Annotated in this window: 16 protein-coding genes; 6 read left to right on the top strand and 10 right to left on the bottom strand. The window is 43.3% G+C overall.

Going from position 1 to position 18879, the window contains the following annotated elements:
• Nucleotides 1-450: 450 nt before the first annotated feature.
• From pstB to AC4MRV_RS01450, 4 genes are all read right to left on the bottom strand, one after another.
• Nucleotides 451-1200 (bottom strand): phosphate ABC transporter ATP-binding protein PstB, encoded by a 750-nt coding sequence (gene pstB, locus AC4MRV_RS01465; RefSeq protein ID WP_491185639.1) that lies wholly within the window; start codon nucleotides 1198-1200, stop codon nucleotides 451-453.
• A 49-nt stretch (nucleotides 1201-1249) separates the two neighbouring features.
• Nucleotides 1250-2113: a phosphate ABC transporter permease PstA gene (gene pstA / locus AC4MRV_RS01460; protein ID WP_491185638.1), complete on the bottom strand. Its 864-nt coding sequence runs from the start codon at nucleotides 2111-2113 to the stop codon at nucleotides 1250-1252.
• 15 nt (nucleotides 2114-2128) lie between these two features.
• Nucleotides 2129-3061, bottom strand: a complete 933-nt coding sequence (gene pstC, locus AC4MRV_RS01455; RefSeq protein WP_491185637.1) for a phosphate ABC transporter permease subunit PstC — start codon at nucleotides 3059-3061, stop codon at nucleotides 2129-2131.
• 92 nt (nucleotides 3062-3153) lie between these two features.
• Nucleotides 3154-3975 carry a phosphate ABC transporter substrate-binding protein gene (locus AC4MRV_RS01450; RefSeq protein WP_491185636.1) on the bottom strand — a complete coding sequence of 274 codons (822 nt, stop codon included), beginning with the start codon at nucleotides 3973-3975 and terminating at the stop codon, nucleotides 3154-3156.
• A 376-nt stretch (nucleotides 3976-4351) separates the two neighbouring features.
• Here AC4MRV_RS01450 and AC4MRV_RS01445 point away from each other — a divergent pair, with 376 nt between their 5' ends.
• The gene (locus tag AC4MRV_RS01445; RefSeq protein ID WP_491185635.1) at nucleotides 4352-5995 is read left to right on the top strand and encodes a methyl-accepting chemotaxis protein; all 1644 of its coding nucleotides are present in this window, start codon (nucleotides 4352-4354) and stop codon (nucleotides 5993-5995) included.
• Between the two features lie 63 nt (nucleotides 5996-6058).
• Here AC4MRV_RS01445 and AC4MRV_RS01440 read toward each other — a convergent pair whose 3' ends face one another.
• Nucleotides 6059-7402 (bottom strand): DEAD/DEAH box helicase, encoded by a 1344-nt coding sequence (locus AC4MRV_RS01440; RefSeq protein WP_491185797.1) that lies wholly within the window; start codon nucleotides 7400-7402, stop codon nucleotides 6059-6061.
• A 342-nt stretch (nucleotides 7403-7744) separates the two neighbouring features.
• Here AC4MRV_RS01440 and AC4MRV_RS01435 point away from each other — a divergent pair, with 342 nt between their 5' ends.
• Entirely contained in the window at nucleotides 7745-7993 is a 249-nt protein-coding gene (locus tag AC4MRV_RS01435; protein WP_126572928.1) for an Lpp/OprI family alanine-zipper lipoprotein, read from the top strand.
• A gap of 70 nt (nucleotides 7994-8063) precedes the next feature.
• Here AC4MRV_RS01435 and AC4MRV_RS01430 read toward each other — a convergent pair whose 3' ends face one another.
• From AC4MRV_RS01430 to AC4MRV_RS01415, 4 genes are read right to left on the bottom strand one after another with little or no spacing between them, the layout of a single operon-like run.
• Nucleotides 8064-8969 carry a L,D-transpeptidase family protein gene (locus AC4MRV_RS01430; protein WP_491185634.1) on the bottom strand — a complete coding sequence of 302 codons (906 nt, stop codon included), beginning with the start codon at nucleotides 8967-8969 and terminating at the stop codon, nucleotides 8064-8066.
• On the bottom strand, nucleotides 8959-10386 hold the full coding sequence (gene phrB / locus AC4MRV_RS01425) for a deoxyribodipyrimidine photo-lyase (protein ID WP_491185633.1): 1428 nt from the start codon (nucleotides 10384-10386) through the stop codon (nucleotides 8959-8961). The genes AC4MRV_RS01430 and phrB overlap by 11 nt, the downstream gene beginning before the upstream one ends.
• Nucleotides 10383-11183 carry a MerR family transcriptional regulator gene (locus AC4MRV_RS01420; RefSeq protein ID WP_491185632.1) on the bottom strand — a complete coding sequence of 267 codons (801 nt, stop codon included), beginning with the start codon at nucleotides 11181-11183 and terminating at the stop codon, nucleotides 10383-10385. The genes phrB and AC4MRV_RS01420 overlap by 4 nt, the downstream gene beginning before the upstream one ends.
• A complete protein-coding gene (locus AC4MRV_RS01415) occupies nucleotides 11173-12123 on the bottom strand; it encodes a YbgA family protein (RefSeq protein ID WP_491185631.1) in 951 nt (316 codons plus the stop codon). Before AC4MRV_RS01415 ends, AC4MRV_RS01420 begins: the two co-directional genes overlap by 11 nt.
• A 346-nt stretch (nucleotides 12124-12469) precedes the next feature.
• Between AC4MRV_RS01415 and deoD the strand changes: the two genes are divergently transcribed.
• From deoD to AC4MRV_RS01395, 4 genes are all read left to right on the top strand, one after another.
• Nucleotides 12470-13180 (top strand): purine-nucleoside phosphorylase, encoded by a 711-nt coding sequence (deoD, locus tag AC4MRV_RS01410; RefSeq protein ID WP_005470284.1) that lies wholly within the window; start codon nucleotides 12470-12472, stop codon nucleotides 13178-13180.
• Nucleotides 13181-13239: 59 nt separating this feature from the next.
• The gene (locus AC4MRV_RS01405) at nucleotides 13240-14709 is read left to right on the top strand and encodes a transposase (protein ID WP_491185630.1); all 1470 of its coding nucleotides are present in this window, start codon (nucleotides 13240-13242) and stop codon (nucleotides 14707-14709) included.
• A 126-nt stretch (nucleotides 14710-14835) separates the two neighbouring features.
• The gene (locus tag AC4MRV_RS01400) at nucleotides 14836-16323 is read left to right on the top strand and encodes a hypothetical protein (RefSeq protein ID WP_491185629.1); all 1488 of its coding nucleotides are present in this window, start codon (nucleotides 14836-14838) and stop codon (nucleotides 16321-16323) included.
• Nucleotides 16304-17884, top strand: coding sequence for a diguanylate cyclase domain-containing protein (locus tag AC4MRV_RS01395; protein WP_491185628.1), 1581 nt, complete (start codon nucleotides 16304-16306; stop codon nucleotides 17882-17884). Before AC4MRV_RS01400 ends, AC4MRV_RS01395 begins: the two co-directional genes overlap by 20 nt.
• Nucleotides 17885-17890: 6 nt before the next feature.
• On the opposite strand, the gene AC4MRV_RS01390 is transcribed toward AC4MRV_RS01395, so the two are convergent.
• Nucleotides 17891-18781 carry a DMT family transporter gene (locus AC4MRV_RS01390; RefSeq protein ID WP_491185627.1) on the bottom strand — a complete coding sequence of 297 codons (891 nt, stop codon included), beginning with the start codon at nucleotides 18779-18781 and terminating at the stop codon, nucleotides 17891-17893.
• Between the last annotated feature and the right edge of the window lie 98 nt (nucleotides 18782-18879).

Genomic DNA, 18879 nt, shown 5'->3' with positions numbered 1-18879 from the left:
TTAGGTCTAGTTCCTAAAGTACTGCGCTAATTCAATTTAATGCTATTCGTTTGATGAATTAATCTAGCTTCGATAGCCCATATAGTCTGAATATTTTTCTTCGAAAAACAAATACCCTTTACAACCTTATTACTAGAGATCTTTAATTTGAGAGTGAAACTTTGTCAAAATTGAGAAATTCAGTTCATTGAGTTAAGTTAATCGAAACTTTGGGTTGAACTACATAAAAATAACCTGTAAGTACCATGATAATTTTTGTTGATTGTAATAGATTAGATAATATGCAGGCATACAGATGAACTTATGAACTAGTACTGTTACGTATTCCTGACAATATTCAGCATTGCGTTGCAATTGATAAAAAGAACATATAAAAAAGCCCCTCCGAAGAGGGGCAAAAGTACCATCGCTTATAGTTATAGTGATAATGCCAGTAAAAATGTTACTCAATTAGCCGAAGTCACCATTGACGTAACCTTTTGTGCGGTCATCTTTTGGTGCATTGAATATATTCTGAGTTTCATCGTGCTCGACTAGTTCTCCCATCAAGAAAAACGCTGTCCGATCAGATATACGTCTCGCTTGCTGCATTGAGTGAGTGACAATCACAATGGTGTAGTTCTTCTTTAACTCTTCCATGAGCTCTTCAATTTTATGTGTTGCAATCGGGTCTAGTGCTGATGTCGGCTCATCCATCAAAATCACGTCTGGCTCCATTGCTATTGTACGTGCAATACATAAACGCTGCTGCTGACCACCAGACAAACCAAACGCGTGTGACTTTAGTCGGTCTTTGACTTCATCCCAAAGTGCGGCTCCTCGCAAAGATTGTTCTACAACCTCATCTATATGCTTTTTATCCTTGATGCCCTGCGCTCGTAGGCCATATGCCACATTCTCGTAAATGCTCATTGGGAATGGATTAGGCTTCTGGAACACCATTCCTACTTTGATACGCAGGTCTGCAACATCAATGTTTCCATAGATATTGGTGCCATCCATATCCAACTTACCAGTGATCTTCACCCCTTCAATCAAATCATTCATGCGGTTAAGGCAACGAAGTAATGTCGACTTTCCGCACCCAGAAGGACCAATTAGTGCGGTGACTTGACGTGTTGGAATCGGCAGGTTAATTGATTTTAGAGCTTGGTTTTCGCCGTAAAAAAGGTCTAGGTTTTCAATATCAAACTTGTTCATGTTCTTAATCTCTTAGAATTCTTTAAATCGTGTCCAAATACTGCATTGCTTAGTAGGTCGCTTTGTTAAAGCGGCTTGCAATGAACTTTGTCGTCATATTGATCAATAGGACCACGACAATCAGTACTGTTGCTGTACCGTAAGCTTGATTCCATTCTTCAATGGTAAATAACTCTGTGGTTAGCTTGTATAGATGAACTGTCAGCGTTCGACCCGAGTCGAGCAGCGAATCTGGGACTCTTGCGACCATACCCGCGGTTAAGAAAACAGGTGCCGACTCACCAATTACACGACCAATACTTAGAATGACCGAAGTTAAGATACCTGGCGTAGCACTTGGCAAGATCAAGCGCCAGATAGTGTAAATTTTCGAAGACCCAAGGGCATATGACCCTTCACGGTAGGTCTGTGGTACCGCCATCAAAGCTTCTTCAGTAGTACGGATGATTACCGGTAGAATGAGGATACTTAAGGTTAATGCTCCCGACAGGATCGAGAAGCCAAGACCAAGAATAGCGACAAAAAAAGTCATACCAAACAGGCCAAAGATGATCGATGGAATACCTGCTAATGATTCAGTACAGAAACGGATAACTTTTACTAATCGACTACCCACTTTCGCGTACTCAGTGAGGTAAATAGCCGTCATAATCCCTAGGGGAGCAGCAACAGCTATCGACGCTATAACCATGTAAATGGTCGCCACGATCATAGGGAATATCCCTTTCTCTTCTCCTGTCGCAGTGTAGTTATCGGTAATAAAAGCCCAATCAACATGCTTTAAGCCGTTTGATAGGATGTACCAGATAATCCAAAATAAAAAGCCAACCGTTAGCGCTGCGGCAGCCCAAATAAAGCCATTCAGGACTTTATCCTTAAACTCTCGAGATTGTTTTAGTTTTGCGCGGTCCATAATCACACCTATCGCTTATTTCGCTTTTTCGCGATTAAGATAAAGAAGAGCAGCGTTAAGCATCATGATGAAGACAAGAAGTACAACACCTGTTGCGTAGAGTGCGTTTGCATGCACGCCACTTGCGTAAGACATTTCAATGGCTATATTGGCAGTCAAAGTTCGAGCAGAGTCTAAGATTCCTTGTGGCATAGCAGGTGCATTACCCATTACCATGATGATAGCCATTGTCTCGCCTAACGCACGTCCAATACCCAAGATCACACCAGTCATAATACCGCTACGCGCAGCAGGGACTAACAGTTTGAAAATGGTATAGATCTTAGAGGCCCCTAAAGCCAGTGAACCTTCCTTGTACGTTCTTGGGACAGCGCGAATTGAGGTTTCTGATACCGTAATTACGGTCGGTAGAATCATCACACCTAAAACGATGATACCCGCTAGAACGGTGTTGCCTGCAGGCACTTGAAAAACATTTTGAATCAATGGAACAATGATTACCAAACCGAAGAAGCCGTATACAACTGATGGTATCCCTGCCAGCAGTTCAACAGCCGGGCGAATAACATCGGCGACACGTTTTGGCGCAATTTCAGCGATGAAGATCGCGGTCAATACACCAACGGGAACGCCCACGATAACAGCACCAAATGTTGAAACAACAGAGGCCACAATCATGGTTGCAACGCCGTACAGCGCCGGTGGCAGCCAGTCTTGGCCAAGTACAATGCCCGACACTCCTGCTTCTTGGAATGCAGGGATAGATTCTTTAACAATGAAGTAAGCAATAATTGCCAGAGAGACAATGCCTATTACGGCACTTGCTAAAAATAAGCCATGGAAGATGCGCTCTTTCCAGTCTACGCGTTTACGCTCACGTAATGCTGGCTTAGATACTTGAGTCGCTTCAGTATTCATAAGCTTTTCACTATTGGTTGCGATGGTCATAAAACTCTTACCTAGATAACGAGAATAATCGTTTCAGAGTGAGAAAAGGCTCAGCCCAAAATAGGCTGAGCAATTAATAAATGTTACCGAGATTAGTTAACTGAGATGTAACCTTTATTGTCCACAAGATTCTGCGCTTCAGGTGTTACCATCCAATCTAAGAACTTTTGAGTTTCTGCAGAAGGTTTGCCTTCTTTGTACAGAACTAGGAAAGGACGAGCCACTTTGTAAGAGCCATTTTTTACGTTATCAACCGAAGCCGGTGTGCCGTCAATCGATAATGCGTTAACTGAATTATCTACTGTACCAAGTGAGATGTAGCCAATAGCGTATGGGTTCGATGCGACCATTGTTTTCAAAGCACCGTTACCGTTTGCAACTTGAGCGCGCTGAGAGATAGCAGAAACTTTTTTACCTGAGATTTTCTTTTTCAGCTTCATGATGTCTTCGAATGCACCACGTGTACCTGATGCTGTATCACGAGTGATAGCAACAATAGGCTTGTCTGCTCCACCAACATCTTTCCAGTTAGTAATTTCGCCTTTGTAGATTGCTGTTACTTGCTCAGCAGTTAGACCGTTTAGATCATTTTTCGGGTTAACAACAACCGCAATTCCATCCAATGCAACAGTCAGTTCTTTTAGTGCTGGCTCTTTCTCAGAATCCTTTAGGTTACGAGACGACATACCCAAATCTGCGCTGCCGTTCTTTGCTGCTTTTACACCAGCAGATGAACCTGGACCTTGAACTTCAATAAATACGTTTGAGTGAGTCTTCATGTATGTTTCAGAGAAAACTTCCATCAGTGGAGTTACGCTGCTAGAGCCCACTGCAGAGATCGTTTCTTTAGCAGAAACTGAAGTCACTGCCATTGCGCCTAGAAGTGCGATTGCACCGATTACTGTCTTTTTCATCACAATATCCTTAATTGGCTTGATTGCCGTTGTGTTTCACTTGAACGGTGCTCACTTTAGGGCTCGAATATGACAGTTGTGTTTCACTTAGTTGAAGCCTCTATGACAGATGATTTACACAAATCAATAATCAACCAAATGAATATTAGCTTCAGATTATTGTGAGAAACTATGTCAACAGAATTGAATACCAAGATGCAATCTGTTACATAAACTTATGAAAATTAAGTAAATTAAGTTGCATAACGTCCTTTCAAAAATTGCACACAACTCTAAATTTGTGAGTTGAATTCTGCACTCAGGTAATTAGAATCATTCTCGCAATTGATAAAAATAATAATTTTTTTACATTTCTTTTTTATGAAGAGGACAATTCATGCGCCAGCTACTCAGTGGCTTGTCTATTAAGCTCCAGGTGGTTGTGCCTGTTATCTTTACTTTGCTACTACTCGTTGCAGGTATCAGCTACAGCACATCAAATCTGAAAAACGTATTTAATCAAGTCACTGTCTCTACGGAAGGCTTAATTACTCACAAGGACGAACTAACCAAAATCATCGACAACACATACGGAATGCGTATTAAAGCGATTTACAGCCTATTCCGAGCCGATGATGTTGCTCAACTTGCAACGACACTAAAGTCAAAACAACAAACCAACTTCCAACTGCTTGATTCATTAAACCAAATAGATGGTCTCCAAAACGAAGTTAAGGCGATGAAGGTCGCGATCGATGATTATGTAAACTACTCTATCGAGACAATGACTCCTTTGCTGAAAACCAAACACTCGAGTCAATCACTGTCTTCATCATTTGAATTGCAGTACGAGCAAGCTTCTGGCGTTTATCGCGATAAAGGTAAAGCGATGATTAACGCCATTGATCAACTTTCAATCAAACTTAACGATCTTGCTTTGAAGGAAGTGGCTAAAAATCAGTCCATTCATTCTGATGTAATGCTGAACGCGATCCTTGGTTTGCTAGCGGTCCTTGCTGCTGCTCTTGTAATCAGCTGGATGTTAGCGGGTATCATTGTGACGCCTATTAAGGCTCTGCAAAGTGCGATGAAAGAACTAGCTCAAGGCAATTTAAAAACTAATGTCGCTGTACACGGAAATAACGAAATCACAGCGCTATCTCAAGACTTCAATTCAACGGTTTCTCAGCTACAAGGTACGGTTGATGCCCTTGTTCGCATCAGCGTCGATGTTGCATCAGCGTCCACTGAACTGGCCGCAGTTATGACACAATCCACTGCGAATTCAGATCAAGAAAAGAATGAAGTAGAACATGTCGCTGCTGCAATCAATCAAATGGAAAGCACAGCCTCAGAAGTCACTGAAAATGCAAACAAAGCTGACTCTGCTTCTACACATGCGGATAAATTAGCTAGAGAAAGCTTAGCCGTGTTCGAACAAAACACTCGTTCGAGCGAAAAAATGGCACTTCAATTATCAGAAGCTGCTAACGTCGTAAACTCTTTAAAAGAGCAATCAGAACAAATTGGTAAGGTGATTGAAGTAATTGAGAGTATTTCAGAACAAACCAACTTACTCGCTCTAAATGCCGCCATTGAAGCGGCTCGTGCTGGCGAGAGTGGTCGTGGATTCGCCGTCGTTGCTGACGAAGTTCGAATGCTCGCCGCGCGTACTCAAGAGTCGACTAAAGAAATCCAAGTAATCATTGAAGAGCTGCAACGCCAATCTGGCAGCGCAAATGAAAGTATGAACTCAAGCTTAGAGCTGCTTAGTCATAACCAAGAACAAGCAAGTAAAGTACGAGAATCCCTTGGCAATATCACAGCTTCCATTTCAGAGCTCACCACGATCAATGCTCAAGTAGCCGTTGCATCGGAAGAACAGGGACAAGTTACTTCTGACGTTAACAACAACCTGAGCAACATTTATGAGCTAGTAAGCCAAAATGTTACAGGCATTACTCAAGCCGCTGCCGCTAGCCAAGAGCTATCTAATCTGGCTGAAAACCAAAAACAGCAACTTGGCTTCTTTAAAGTCTGAGCACATTTCGCGCTAAACAAAAAGGGTTGCCACAATGGCAACCCTTTTTTAATACTCTCAGTATTACTCGTCGTCAGACTTTGGCGCGACTTTCTTCTTGGGAATAAACACTGTATCGCCAACCGCCACGTTTTGATGGAAGCTCTTATCGCGTTTAACAGGCTTCTTAGGCGTCTTTTTCGCTTGAGGTTTTGCTTTCTTTGCCGTATTTCCTTTACCACGAAAGTCCGGCTTACGAGGTTTAAGACCTTTAAATTTGCCTTTCAGGCCTTCAAGAACCGAGAAAGACAAGTCTTGCTGTAAGTACGCCTCAACACGCTTAAAGCTGTCCCAATCTTTTGGACCAACTAAAGAAATAGCGTCACCCTTGTTACCCGCACGTCCAGTACGTCCCACTCGGTGAACATACTCTTCTGTATGTTTTGGCATATCGAAGTTAACAACGTGCGTCACATTGGCAATATCTAGCCCGCGAGACGCGACGTCTGTCGTCACAAGGATTTTGAACACAGCACGTTCAAACTGGCTCATGATGGTATTGCGTTGCGTTTGATTTAGCCCGCCACTCAGTGCAACTGCTTTTAGCTTCTTCTCGTTTAGCTTCTGCGTTAGACGCTCAGTGTCGACACGAGTCGCCGTAAAGATGATCAACTGCTTGTATTGCGCTTCTTCTAAAATGCGCTCAAGGATTGCCTCTTTGTGGTCTAAATGATCACAGAGATAGAATTTTTGCGTGATGTCTTTGTGCTCTTCAGTCGCGGCACCAATAGCAATACGCTTAGGTGCATCCAACATTTCAAAAGCAATATCATTGACTTCAGCGTGGTCAAGGGTTGCAGAAAACATCAGAGTTTGACGACGACGATGTTTCGCTGCGTTATGAATACGACGTAGCTCTGGAGCAAAACCAAGATCTAACATACGGTCAGCTTCATCAAGCACTAACGTTTCCAGACCATCTAAGAATAGAGAGCGATGGTCCAAATGGTCAGCTAAACGTCCAGGAGTCGCGACAATAAACTTTGGGTATTTACGTAGTGCTTTAACTTGGTCATTAAAGTTTTCGCCACCAACAATTAATGTCGCATCGTAAGACAAACCGCCTAACATAGAACGCAGTTCGCCATATACTTGCTTCGCCAACTCTCGAGTCGGCGCTAAAATTACTGCACGAGGATCTTTTGCAGAGAACGCTTTATTTTTCAGTGATTTATGCAAAATAGGCAGAACGAATGCTAGCGTTTTACCAGAACCCGTTTTTGAGGATGCCAACAAGTCTTTTCCAGCAATCGCTACTGGAATCGCTCTCTGTTGAATCTCTGTTGCTTTCTTAAAATCGAAGTGTTTCAAATTCTTAAGTAAGCGATTGTCTAAGCCTAAATCTTTAAAATGCAAAGTATTCTCCACCTGAACTGCAAATATATCCAACATCATCTATATAATGTGCTGAATCAAAAAATCGTAAAAACAGGCTATGATACTCGCATTTTTTCAAAGTAGATAGTGATCACAGAAAATATAACTAGACCATCTTTTATAATGTCTTTTTCCTCTTCAAACAGATGCAATCATCACTCTCACCAATGAGACACAGGTCAACTTATTCGATAATTACTTAAATTCTTGGGTTTTTTTGACTTTACGGATCTTTTGGAAGGATAGAATTAGCACTACACTATTCTCGTCACTATACGCAATAGAAGGTATAGGACAAACTTATTGATACTTATATATGCAAGGAGTTCGATTATGAACAAAATGTTGATCGCAGCTGCAGCGTCTTCTGTACTTCTACTAGCTGGTTGTGCATCTGGTCCAGATGAAGCAACTACAGCTAAAATGGATGAGCTAAGCAACCAAGTTAGCCAACTAAGCCAAGACGTTCAAGCTCTTCAATCTGAAGTTCGTAAGTCTGGTGACGCTGCAATGTCTGCTCAAGAAGAAGCTGCACGCGCTAACGAGCGTATCGACAACATTGCTCAGTCTTACACTAAGTAATTACGTCTTTTTAAAGAAAGGGTCTGCAAATGCAGACCCTTTCTTATTTCAGCTTCTCTGAACTTAAATACTAGTTAATGAACGTTGGCGCCACTATCTCAATTGGCACTCCGTTTTGAGCCAAAATGGCAGCTTTGGCTTTCACATCTGAATGTTCAAACTCTTCCAACCACCAGCCTAACTCTTGGGGCATTTCTAGATTTTTCTTAGAACCATCGCTGCGAGTTAGAGGTTCATGCGCTTCAATAAACACGCTACGATCGGGCTCTAGCGATACTTTAATCGGCTCGTTAATTACTCGAACTTGGTCTCCCAGTGATACTTTGGGAAATAGCCAATCTATATCTTTTGGATCCATACGAATACAACCCGAACTCACTCGAAGCCCGATACCAAAATCTTTATTGGTGCCATGAATCAGGTAATCACCTGCACCATACGCCAAACGAAGCGCGTATTCTCCCAGTGGATTATCCGGCCCAGCGGGTACTACCGTAGGTAACTCTATCCCTTTAGCTTTATATTCTTTGCGAATAGAAGCAGGCGGAGTCCAAGTTGGGTTTGGTCGCTTCTGACTAATGGTTGTTGTCATCTCAGGCGTATCTCTACCTACCCGGCCAATACCTACTGGGAAAATGTGAACCAAATTTGTATTAGGCTCAAAATAGTAAAGACGCAGCTCAGCTAAGTTAATCACTACCCCTTTACGTTCTACGTGAGGAAGGATTATCTGAGTAGGAATAGTGAGTACATATCCAGCCTGGGGTAAAAAAGGATCAACACCTTTATTCGCTGCCATCAATGATAAAAAACCCACATCATACTGCTTCGCTATTTCAGCAAGTGTTTCCCCTTCATCGACTTGGTGATACTGCGTACGACCAACAATATTGCTGCCTTCTACAGGCAATTCGTAGCTCGCAGCAAAAACTTGGAAAGACAAACAGCAACCAAGTGCAATGAGTTTACGTAGCATTAAAAACGTCCTTAGCATTCTTGTAGTTTGCTAAGGTTATCTCTCTTTGAACCTTGTGATCAACTATTGGTGTAGGATATGACAGCGCTTTTACACTATCCCACTTCCAGGGTTGGTGGACGTATTTATCAGGCACTTCAGCCAATTCAGGAATCCAACGACGAACGAAAACTCCTGTAGGGTCAAACTTCTCCCCCTGAGTAATAGGATTAAAAATGCGGAAGTAAGGCTGCCCATCGCATCCCGTTGACGCGCACCATTGCCATCCACCATTATTTGCTGCGTAATCGCCGTCAACCAAGTGGTTCATAAAATATGCCTCGCCGATCCGCCAATCGACGAGTAAATCTTTTACCAAGAAACTGGCTACGATCATTCTTAGTCGATTGTGCAACCAGCCTGTTTGGTTAAGTTGCCTCATTGCGGCATCAACTATCGGATACCCGGTAAGACCATTTTTCCATGCTTCGATATATTTTGTTTCGTTAGACCAAATTAAGTAACTGCCCCACTCAGAAAAGCTTTCACCGCAACTCAGTTTTGGCTCGAAATGAAGAAGGTGTTGGTAGAACTCTCGCCAAATCAGTTCGCTCTGCCAAGTTTCTCGTCCTTCAGAAAGCGGCAAAGCTTGTTGAAAAGCTAATCGAGCGAAACATTGACGAACAGAAAGAGCCCCAATCGCTAAGTAAGGAGATAAACCACTTGTTCCATCTTGCGAGGGAAAATCTCGTTGCTTCTTGTAATCATCCATATCATCACGCTCAAACAGCCTCAATTTGGCGAGGATTGATTCGTCATCGATGTCATATAAGGAACTCGACACCCTGGGATAAGAAAAAGAGGACGACTCTTGAAGCAGATCTTTTTCAAAATCATCAAAATTATCGGCAGAGACGCATGCACTCGGTTTACTGACTTGCCAATGAGTAGTAGAGAGTTTGCTTAGGTACGCTCTCTTAAACGGCGTAAAGACCTTGAAGTATTCATTCTGCTTATTTAATACCGCTCCTGGTGCAAGAAGGCACTTATCGTCAAACGAAGTACAATCTATTCCGTTTTGAGATAACTCTCGCTTAACGGCTTTATCACGCCTCGATTCATTAATTTCGTACTCCTTATTCCAACAGATACCAGCGACACCATAACGCGACGACCACTCCTGCAGTTGCGCGATAGATTGCTCAAATGTACCTACCTCTGCGTAGAGCAAAGGTACATTTAATTTCTGTAATTGAACTCGAAGCTCGAATAAGCGTCGATAGATCAAATCAGCTTGAATCGGAGCTAGATTGTGCTCAGCCCATGTCTCGGGAGTGGCTATGTAGGCAGCCACGACACGCTCTTCTGAGTTAAGCGCCTCAATCAACGCAGTGTTGTCGATAGAACGGAGATCGCGCCGAAGCCAGACTAGCTTCATACCCCACCTTCCGTTTGTTGAAGAAGCTCAGAATAAACAATAGGTAATTCACATTGCTCACGGAAACCAACTAAACCTTTAAGTTGTTGTGATGTAAGAGGACGCACGCTAAAGAGCGCAATCTGTTTGTAGGCCTCTGCAAGAGGATAACTACCGAGTCCAGACACCTCTTCAATGTCGTCTAAAATCGTCATATTCCAGCCTTGCTCTGATAACTCAGCGGACCAAACTCGGCTTTGTAGATCACGACTTCCTAGATTGATTAACAGACACTTTCCTAGTTGAGATGCTTTGTTCTCTGCTTCAACAACGCTCTCTAACTTGCTGGTTAATAGGCCGTTGAATAATGATAGTTGAGAAACTCGAAGAGCTTTTTTGACCGCGCTTAAAGAGACAGTAGTCGGCTGGATAAATTGTCTAATCACTGTATCCAGCGGATACTCTTTTACTACTTGATGGATGATAGACTCCGTTTTCGTAACGTGTAAGCTCGACAACGCAGCGATTACCGCATCGACTTCGTCCAACGCGGTTGCCTCATCTGTCGGCATTTCGTCTGATGAAACCTGACGTTCAATCAGACTCTTAACTTTGCCAATAGAGACGCCTTTGCTCAGCCACATCTGTACCGCTTGGATTAATGCGATGTCTTCGTCACTATACAACCGATGACCTTTGCTAGTACGAATAGGCTGAATAAGATTGTAACGACGCTGCCAAGCCCTAAGTGTTACGGGCTTCACACCTGTTATCTCTGATACTTCTCTGATCGCGTAAAGCTTCTTCTCACAATCCATAACGTAAACGTAACTCCTGAGGATAAGGGTTCAAAAATTTCTGATTCAGCAAATACTCATCTGGATGATGAGTCAGATAGTGTTTAATAAGAGTGAGAGGGGCGAGTAAAGGAAGTAAACCCACACGGTAATCGTCAATCACCTGACGTAACTCAGATTTACTCGCTTTATCGAGATCTCGTTTAAAATAACCTTGTAAATGCATTAGCACGTTAGTGTTGTTCTTTCTGCTAGCACGACTCGCGAGCGCTTGCATCAACTCAAGGCGGTATTTGAAATAGAAGTCATCAATATCGTAGTTTGCAATATCTGCCACCAGACGTCCCAAATCTTTATATGCCATTGGATTGTGAGCCATTAAAGTCAACTTGTATCTGGAATGGAACTTGACCAATGCGCCACGTGTTGGAGTTGGTCCAATCGATTCGTAGAAATCATGCAGGGTAAAAACGCGTGTGATGAAGTTTTCTTTAAGAACGGGATCATTCAGGCGTCCGTCTTCCTCAATAGGCAACCAAGGCATTTGCTTCATCAACTCCGCCGTATACAACCCTACCCCGACGTTCTCCGCACCTGCCTTTTTATACACTTTGACTCGTTCCATGCCACACGTTGGCGACTTAGCGCAAACTATATAACCGCAAAGCTGCTCGCTGCCAAGCTGCTCAACTCTAGTTCGCGAATAACTCAACATTGCCTCAGTATGTTTAATCTCATTGTTTTTTGTCTCTACGAGTTCTATGCGCTCTTCATTGGACATAAGACGAATGGTCGGCCTTGGCACAGGCATTCCCATTCCGACTTCAGGACAGACGGAGACAAAGTTAAAATACGGAGATAACTCTTTCGTCACAAAGTTGCTGATTTTATGTCCAGTATCAAAACGAACTTTCTCGCCAAGTAAACACGAACTGATACCAATATTTATTGAAGCTGCCATTTTAATTCCCTCACCTTAAGGTGTACAAATTAATTTCTTGTATAAGTTTTAGCATGACTCTCGCATGCTGTACAAAATATTTTTTTGTACAATATAGCTTTGGTACGGATCGTTTACGCTTTTGGATCAGCTAAAAATAAGCAATCGTTTTTCCGAATCGATTGCATTACCAATTTCAACAGAAAAAGTTATCAATCACCAAATTTACCGTGCAACACCCGACTTTTGTGACATACTTCTCATGGACCATTAGCTTATCTAGCTAGTATTGCCTCAACAGATTAAACAGAATCAACAAAATTGGTAATCAGGAAACTGATTGACTAATAAACTTGGAGTATCAACTATGGCAACCCCACACATTAACGCTCAACCAGGTGATTTTGCAGAAACAGTACTTATGCCGGGTGACCCACTACGCGCTAAATACATCGCAGAAACATTCCTAGAAGATGTAAAGCAAGTATGTGACGTACGTAACATGTTCGGTTTTACAGGTACTTACAAAGGCAAAAAAGTATCAGTAATGGGCCACGGTATGGGTATCCCATCATGCTGTATCTACGTTCACGAACTTATCGCTGAGTACGGCGTAAAAAATGTTATTCGTGTAGGTAGCTGTGGTGCGGTACGTGACGACGTAAACCTAATGGACGTTGTTATCGGTATGGGCGCATCTACTGACTCTAAAGTTAACCGTATCCGTTTCAATAACCACGACTTCGCTGCAATCGCTGATTACGGCCTTCTAGAAGAAGCGGTAAATCAAGCTCGTGCTCAAGAAGTACCAGTAAAAGTTGGTAACGTATTCTCTGCAGACCTTTTCTACACTCCTGAAGCTGACATCTTTGAGAAGATGGAAAAACTAGGCATCCTTGGTGTAGATATGGAAGCAGCTGGTATCTACGGTGTTGCTGCAGACCTAGGTGCTAAAGCACTAACAATTCTAACAGTATCTGACCACATCATCCGTGGTGAGAAACTAAGTTCAGAAGAGCGTCAAAAGTCATTCAACGACATGATGAAAGTTGCTCTAGAAACTGCAATTAACATTTAATTTATTCCTTTTGCCACCAGGCTTAGCTTGGTGGCCCGAATAATCCCGAGGGGGAGATAGTGACTACTGGCAAACTGCCACAGGAAGCAGACGGTTTACAGCTCAACTTTTGTAAAACATTGGCGTGTGACAACTTTGGATTGAGTGATGCACATCGTTACGTTGTGCAGCATGCGAACCCTAAACGACCTGCGATGGTTTGTCGGGAGTGCGGTGCTTTCCCCCCCTTACTTAATAACCAAGAAGTTCTTAATGAGCTTCATCGGTTAAGGCACCTTCATAGTGATGGTCTCCCTGCGTGTCGTAACGACGACTGCGAAAATTTTGGGCTATCAGTACACACTCATAAACACCTCTACCACGCCTTCGGTTATAGTGGCGATCGCCAACGCTACCGCTGTAAAAATTGCCAAACCACATTTGTCGACAAATGGTCAGGCGCAAACAAGAAACTCCAATTCCAAGAAAACCTACTTGGCTTGCTCTTTATGGGTTATTCGGTGAGAGAAATCTGCCGCAAGCTAGAGATCAATCCAAAGACGTTTTATGATCATCTCGATCATATTGCGAGCCGATGCCGTCGCAAGCTCGCGATGTTCGATGCACGCTGGGTAAACCACGCGCAAAAATACGAGTTTGCCTCCCACTACGTTTCACTGCAGCCTAAAAGCAATAATGGGGTACTGTGGATGGCGACAGGGGAAGCCCAAAGTGGCTACATCCTTTGTCAGCACGTTAACTATTCGGCTAATGAAGAGCCTATTGGTGGCCTAGATCATGATCCGTATTCGACACCCTCTCGGTTTGTTTCAAGAGAACACTCTTCAGAAGCGAACATGCCTGTTCCGCCTCCTTCACCTGTTTTGAAAGAGAGGATTGATCAGCAATATCAAACCATATTGGCACGCGGCAACGTTGAAGATCCCATGGGCAACCTTTCAGTGTTTAATTACCCGTCCAAAGGGGCGTTAATTCGACCACCTTATACCTCTTATGCGCATTTTCTTCACGTGCTCGATATGTGTCAGGAGGAGAGCCAGGTATCCATCTATCTACCTCAAGATCCCGTACTACGCTCTGCGGCACTTAGCGTATGTTTACCGCGTATTAAGCGCCAAAATATCGACTTAATGTATGTTGAGGAAGATAAAGGTTGGCATACTGACAATGAAATCAACAAGATTGATATTGTGCATATGGGATGGTGGCGAGATCGCTGGGCCATAAGCACTGTCGCTCAACATTCCAAAGGTATTTGCTACCTAGCGGGTGAACACAATCAGCCTGAGCATTGGCTGCACAAGGCTTCGATTAAGAAGACGGAATTCTATCAGCAGCGTTTTCAAACATTGTTTGAAAGCTTTATTAATGAACCTCGTCGAAAACTTCGCCCCGGTGGCCTATTACCCATGTTAGATATCTTCCGAGCATGGCACAATTTGTGCTACCAAGATAAATGTGGGAATACGGCGGCGCAAAACCTCGAGTTAACCCAATCACCACTGACATTAAGAGAGTTGCTTTCATAATTGTCAGTAATGTGACGAGCCCCGTTAAACCGCCTGAGTTTTAGTACTTTTAGTAGAGTTAAGTAACCTGCTATTCTTATAATGTTAGCAAGGTTATATATCTACACGCGGTAAGGGATTGATTCATTGGATAAAAGCCAAAGACTATTAGAGATAGAGATAGATCAACTAAAGGCTCGGATTGAATCCGAACCTGATAAAGTGAGAGCTATCGCGGAGCAGTGCGCCTTTCGTTCTGCTCAAATACTCTATCCTGAAGGTGAAATTCAATGCTTGGTAATCATGTCTCGCTGCGCGTGGAATACCATGGACTACCGCAAGGGGCTTAAATATATCAAGGAAGCCCAGAGCAAACTGAGCGCCTTAGACACCGATGACCTTCTCCCTGAAATTCTCCATATTCATGCTCTCCACTATTGGGGACAAGCGAAATACTACTCCGCACAGCAGTACTGGATTAACGCTTTAGAACAATCAGCGCTTGTCGATGAAGTTGAAGTTCAGCTAGAAGCCCTGATCGGTCTAGGTAATGTTTGGCGGATTACAAACGAATATCAACTGGCTAAAACCACCCATGAGCTGGCAGTGACAGTTGCAAACAACGCGCGCGTAAGTTGGCTGGAAGGAAAGGCGCGGATCTTACTCGCTTGGGACCACTACCTTCTTAACAATTATGTTGAGATGCTATCGGTCCTAGATGGTGCCGCTGAAGCCTTGAAAGATCACTACGACAATACATGGCAAGCGGAAATCTGGGACTTCCGAGGATTAGCACTATTAGGGTTAGAGCGCTTAGAAGATGCCGAAGAAGCGACGAACAAAGCCCATTCATTAGCCGTGAAACATGACTTAGTATGGATGAAAGCTCATTCATATATTAGTCGCGCGCGGTTAGAACTGTTACGTAAAAACCCTCAAAAAGCTTCCGAGTTATTGAAGAATGCGGAGCAATCTGCAACGTCGTTTGATAATGGCGAGCTGCTGTCACAAATCTGCTTTCAACAATCTCGAGTCGCTGAAGAATGCGGCGAATTCAAAATTGCTCTGCAAGCTTTCAAAAAGTATCGAAAGCACTCAACCGATATGCTGCGCGAGCAAACAGCTCGTGTCAGTAATGACAAAGCACGAGCCTCCAAACGCCAATTAGAGCAACGCGCTCGAAAACTCATCAACCGCATTCGTGGGCAACACGAGTTTGATCCTGAGAAACACCTCAGTCAGATGGTGTCAGAAATTTATTGGTGGGAACAATTGGTACTGTTTAAGACCGAGTTAAAGCGTTCTAACCACGCCGTCATCATGATTCAGCATTCCGATTCAGGCTACCTGGATGTCTGTGCCGAACTCGCGCATTCACTATGCAACAAGCAAGACCTGCTGTCTCGACTGAGTAGTGAACGACTTGGCCTTCTACTTGCGGATAAAGGTGATGAAGCACTTAATGTCTTTCATGTACTAGCGAAAATGATTGAAATTTACCCTTGGCATCGAAAAGGGCTCGACAAGCCACTTCCGAAAGTAGTCTTCCAAGATATCCTTTCATTCCCATTTACTTTAGAGCAGTTAGAAGAACACCTGCGACAGGAAGAACAAAATGGAAGTGTTACTGAATAAAATTTCAGACTCTGGTTTAGATGCTTCTTCCGTAACTGGCGAGGAAGCACTGATCTTTTGGAGCCATGTTCGTCAACATGTCGCTTCAACTGCTCAAGAAAAAGCACAGTGCTTAATTATAAGTGCTGAGTTTCGTAGTGAGTTAAAACAACCATTAACCAGTATTGAAGAGTTAAGAGAAGCTCTTAATCTGCTTTCTCTGCCGGAAGATGCCGAGCTCATCTTGGAGGTAAAAAACAGCCTCGCCGATAGATTAGTTGAAGGCGGCGATTACAGTGGTGCTTTGAATGAGTACATCACAGCGTCCACAATCGCTGTAGACAACAGCTTTATTGATGAGTATGTACTTGCAGTACTCGGAATGGGTAATCTTTGTGACGCTTATGGCGACCATAACCGAGCTCTTCGCTACTATCAAAAAATCGACAGTATAGACCATGCAATTAGCAGTCGCTCACTTCGCTTACGCTACAAACTTTACATGCTTGCTTGTTATATCGAACTGAATCGATTTACCGCTGCACAAGACCTAATTAAGGAGTGTGAAGAGCTCAGTATCTTAGTAAGTGATAAAGTTTTGGCAGGACAAATTTTGCTGTATCAAGCAAAACTGTACCGTCAAGAAAAGCGCACCGACCTTGCAATGGCTTGTTTAGGCAACGTTCAATACACTTCTGGCAATATCCATTCGGTTTGGCTATCCAATATGATTCGTCTCGAACTCGCTTATTGTTTGAATGAGTATGGAAAGTCGCATTGGGCCAACATGATTTTGGAAGCAGCGCATAAACGGATTCAGCAGTACGCATCTCCAATTTTAAACCTGCAGCTATGTAATTCCCTTGGGGAAATCTACGAGCAGCAAAAAGACTATGCCCGATCTCTGGACTATCAGAAACGAGCTTTTCGTATTGAAAGCGACTTGATGAAGCAAATCCCTATCGGAGAGCTCGGCGCCAGCCAACTTCGCCGCCTTTCTCGTTTCGAGCTACAACTGAAGTTGATCCTTTCAGAGCTAGAAAACCGCGAGTTGAAAGAGACAACGGAGAGCCAAAAGCACACCGTGGCTCAGTTACAACAAGACGTATTTACAGACCCTCTGACCAAGCTACATAACCGTCGCTGGCTGGACGTAAAACTTAAAGATCTCCTGCTCCATGACGTTCCTTTCGCCTTGATGGTGATTGATATCGACCACTTTAAGTCAATAAATGATGAACTTAGTCACTTGGTGGGCGATAAAGCTATCGTCAATGTATCAGCCGAACTAGCATCATACTTCAAGTTCCGAGGAGCATCCTGTGTTCGCTTTGGGGGAGAAGAGTTCTTGGTTATTCTAGAGCGTTCAACCATTGAGCAAGCAGAAATGCATGCTCAAACTTATCGAGAACGAATTTTCAATTTTGGCTGGCAGGATATATTGGGTGAGCGAGGGCTTACAGTCAGTGTCGGTATCACGCTTCATCGTGAAGGTGAAAACACCCAACGAACCTTCTATCGCGCAGATAAGGCGCTATACCGAGCTAAAGCAAATGGACGTAACCAAGTCTGCACTGAGTAAGCGCACTTACTGAATAAAAAATAGAGAAATCCCACCAAGTGCAGCCAAAGTGCCTAGCACACTTTGGCGCGTTACTTTCTTCCCTTTAACAACATAGATAATCAACATAAATAGTGGGCTGGTCGCAATTAAGGTTTGAGCAACAGCCGGATTGGCATGTTTTAATGCTACTTGCTGTAACCATAGCGCTAGAAATGTCCCGACAAAAATCGCCCCTAACAACCATAAAAAAGCGTTATGAGATAATGATTTCAGGTGGCACTTAATATCGCTAAAAGGTGTTTTTTCTATCAATTTGATCACCATTACTACTGACATTACACCCACAGCTAAACGAACTAAGGCACCGAGTAGTGGGGGGAGATCTCCGGCAACTAAAGCATAATGAGAGATCACAACGCCTGAAGCCTGACATACACTCGCCAACAAGCCGAACACAATCCCACTGAAACTGATCGGTTTAGCCGACTCTTCTGGTTGGAAAATAACAAAAGTCACTGCCAACGTCGTGATAACAACACCCAGCCAGCTTTGTAAAGATAGCACTGACCCTAAGGCAACTAAGGCCAGCACACCGGACAATGGAGGTGCGAGCGATTCGAGTAACAGGGTTTTATTGGCTCCAATCCTTTTCAACGAAGCAAAGTAGGCACTATCACCTATCGCAATTCCGATAACTCCAGAAACCGCAAGGATGAGAAGATGAGTAGACTCCAGAGGCTGTTCAGGCAACGCGTTAAATGGAAGCACTAGCAACATCATGGCAGAAGCAATAGTTCCTTTCACGATGTTGAGCTGCAGAGCGGTAAAATGATGGCTAAACTGGCTATAAATCCAGGTCGCGACTGCCCAGACTATTGCAGCAGCTATGGCTGCAGCCTCTCCTTGATATTCCATATCACCCTACGTAATTGTTAAAAGAGTTAATTGAGAAGTGTAACCAAAAAATCTCTAATTTGTTGTTTTTATTTCTATACTTTATTTCTCTACCACCG

Source organism: Vibrio sp. (assembly GCF_984391705.1).
This window is presented reverse-complemented; position numbering and strand designations above follow the sequence as displayed.

Bases quoted from the DNA above. Each gene is read 5' to 3' on its own strand.
- AC4MRV_RS01445 (WP_491185635.1), top strand. From the start codon at position 4,352: ATGCGCCAGCTACTCAGTGGCTTGTCTATTAAGCTCCAGGTGGTTGTG.
- AC4MRV_RS01430 (WP_491185634.1), bottom strand. From the start codon at position 8,969: ATGCTACGTAAACTCATTGCACTTGGTTGCTGTTTGTCTTTCCAAGTT.
- AC4MRV_RS01415 (WP_491185631.1), bottom strand. From the start codon at position 12,123: ATGGCAGCTTCAATAAATATTGGTATCAGTTCGTGTTTACTTGGCGAG.
- pstA (WP_491185638.1), bottom strand. From the start codon at position 2,113: ATGGACCGCGCAAAACTAAAACAATCTCGAGAGTTTAAGGATAAAGTC.
- deoD (WP_005470284.1), top strand. From the start codon at position 12,470: ATGGCAACCCCACACATTAACGCTCAACCAGGTGATTTTGCAGAAACA.
- phrB (WP_491185633.1), bottom strand. From the start codon at position 10,386: ATGAAGCTAGTCTGGCTTCGGCGCGATCTCCGTTCTATCGACAACACT.
- pstB (WP_491185639.1), bottom strand. From the start codon at position 1,200: ATGAACAAGTTTGATATTGAAAACCTAGACCTTTTTTACGGCGAAAAC.
- AC4MRV_RS01390 (WP_491185627.1), bottom strand. From the start codon at position 18,781: ATGGAATATCAAGGAGAGGCTGCAGCCATAGCTGCTGCAATAGTCTGG.
- pstC (WP_491185637.1), bottom strand. From the start codon at position 3,061: ATGACCATCGCAACCAATAGTGAAAAGCTTATGAATACTGAAGCGACT.
- AC4MRV_RS01420 (WP_491185632.1), bottom strand. From the start codon at position 11,183: ATGGATTGTGAGAAGAAGCTTTACGCGATCAGAGAAGTATCAGAGATA.
- AC4MRV_RS01435 (WP_126572928.1), top strand. From the start codon at position 7,745: ATGAACAAAATGTTGATCGCAGCTGCAGCGTCTTCTGTACTTCTACTA.
- AC4MRV_RS01450 (WP_491185636.1), bottom strand. From the start codon at position 3,975: ATGAAAAAGACAGTAATCGGTGCAATCGCACTTCTAGGCGCAATGGCA.
- AC4MRV_RS01395 (WP_491185628.1), top strand. From the start codon at position 16,304: ATGGAAGTGTTACTGAATAAAATTTCAGACTCTGGTTTAGATGCTTCT.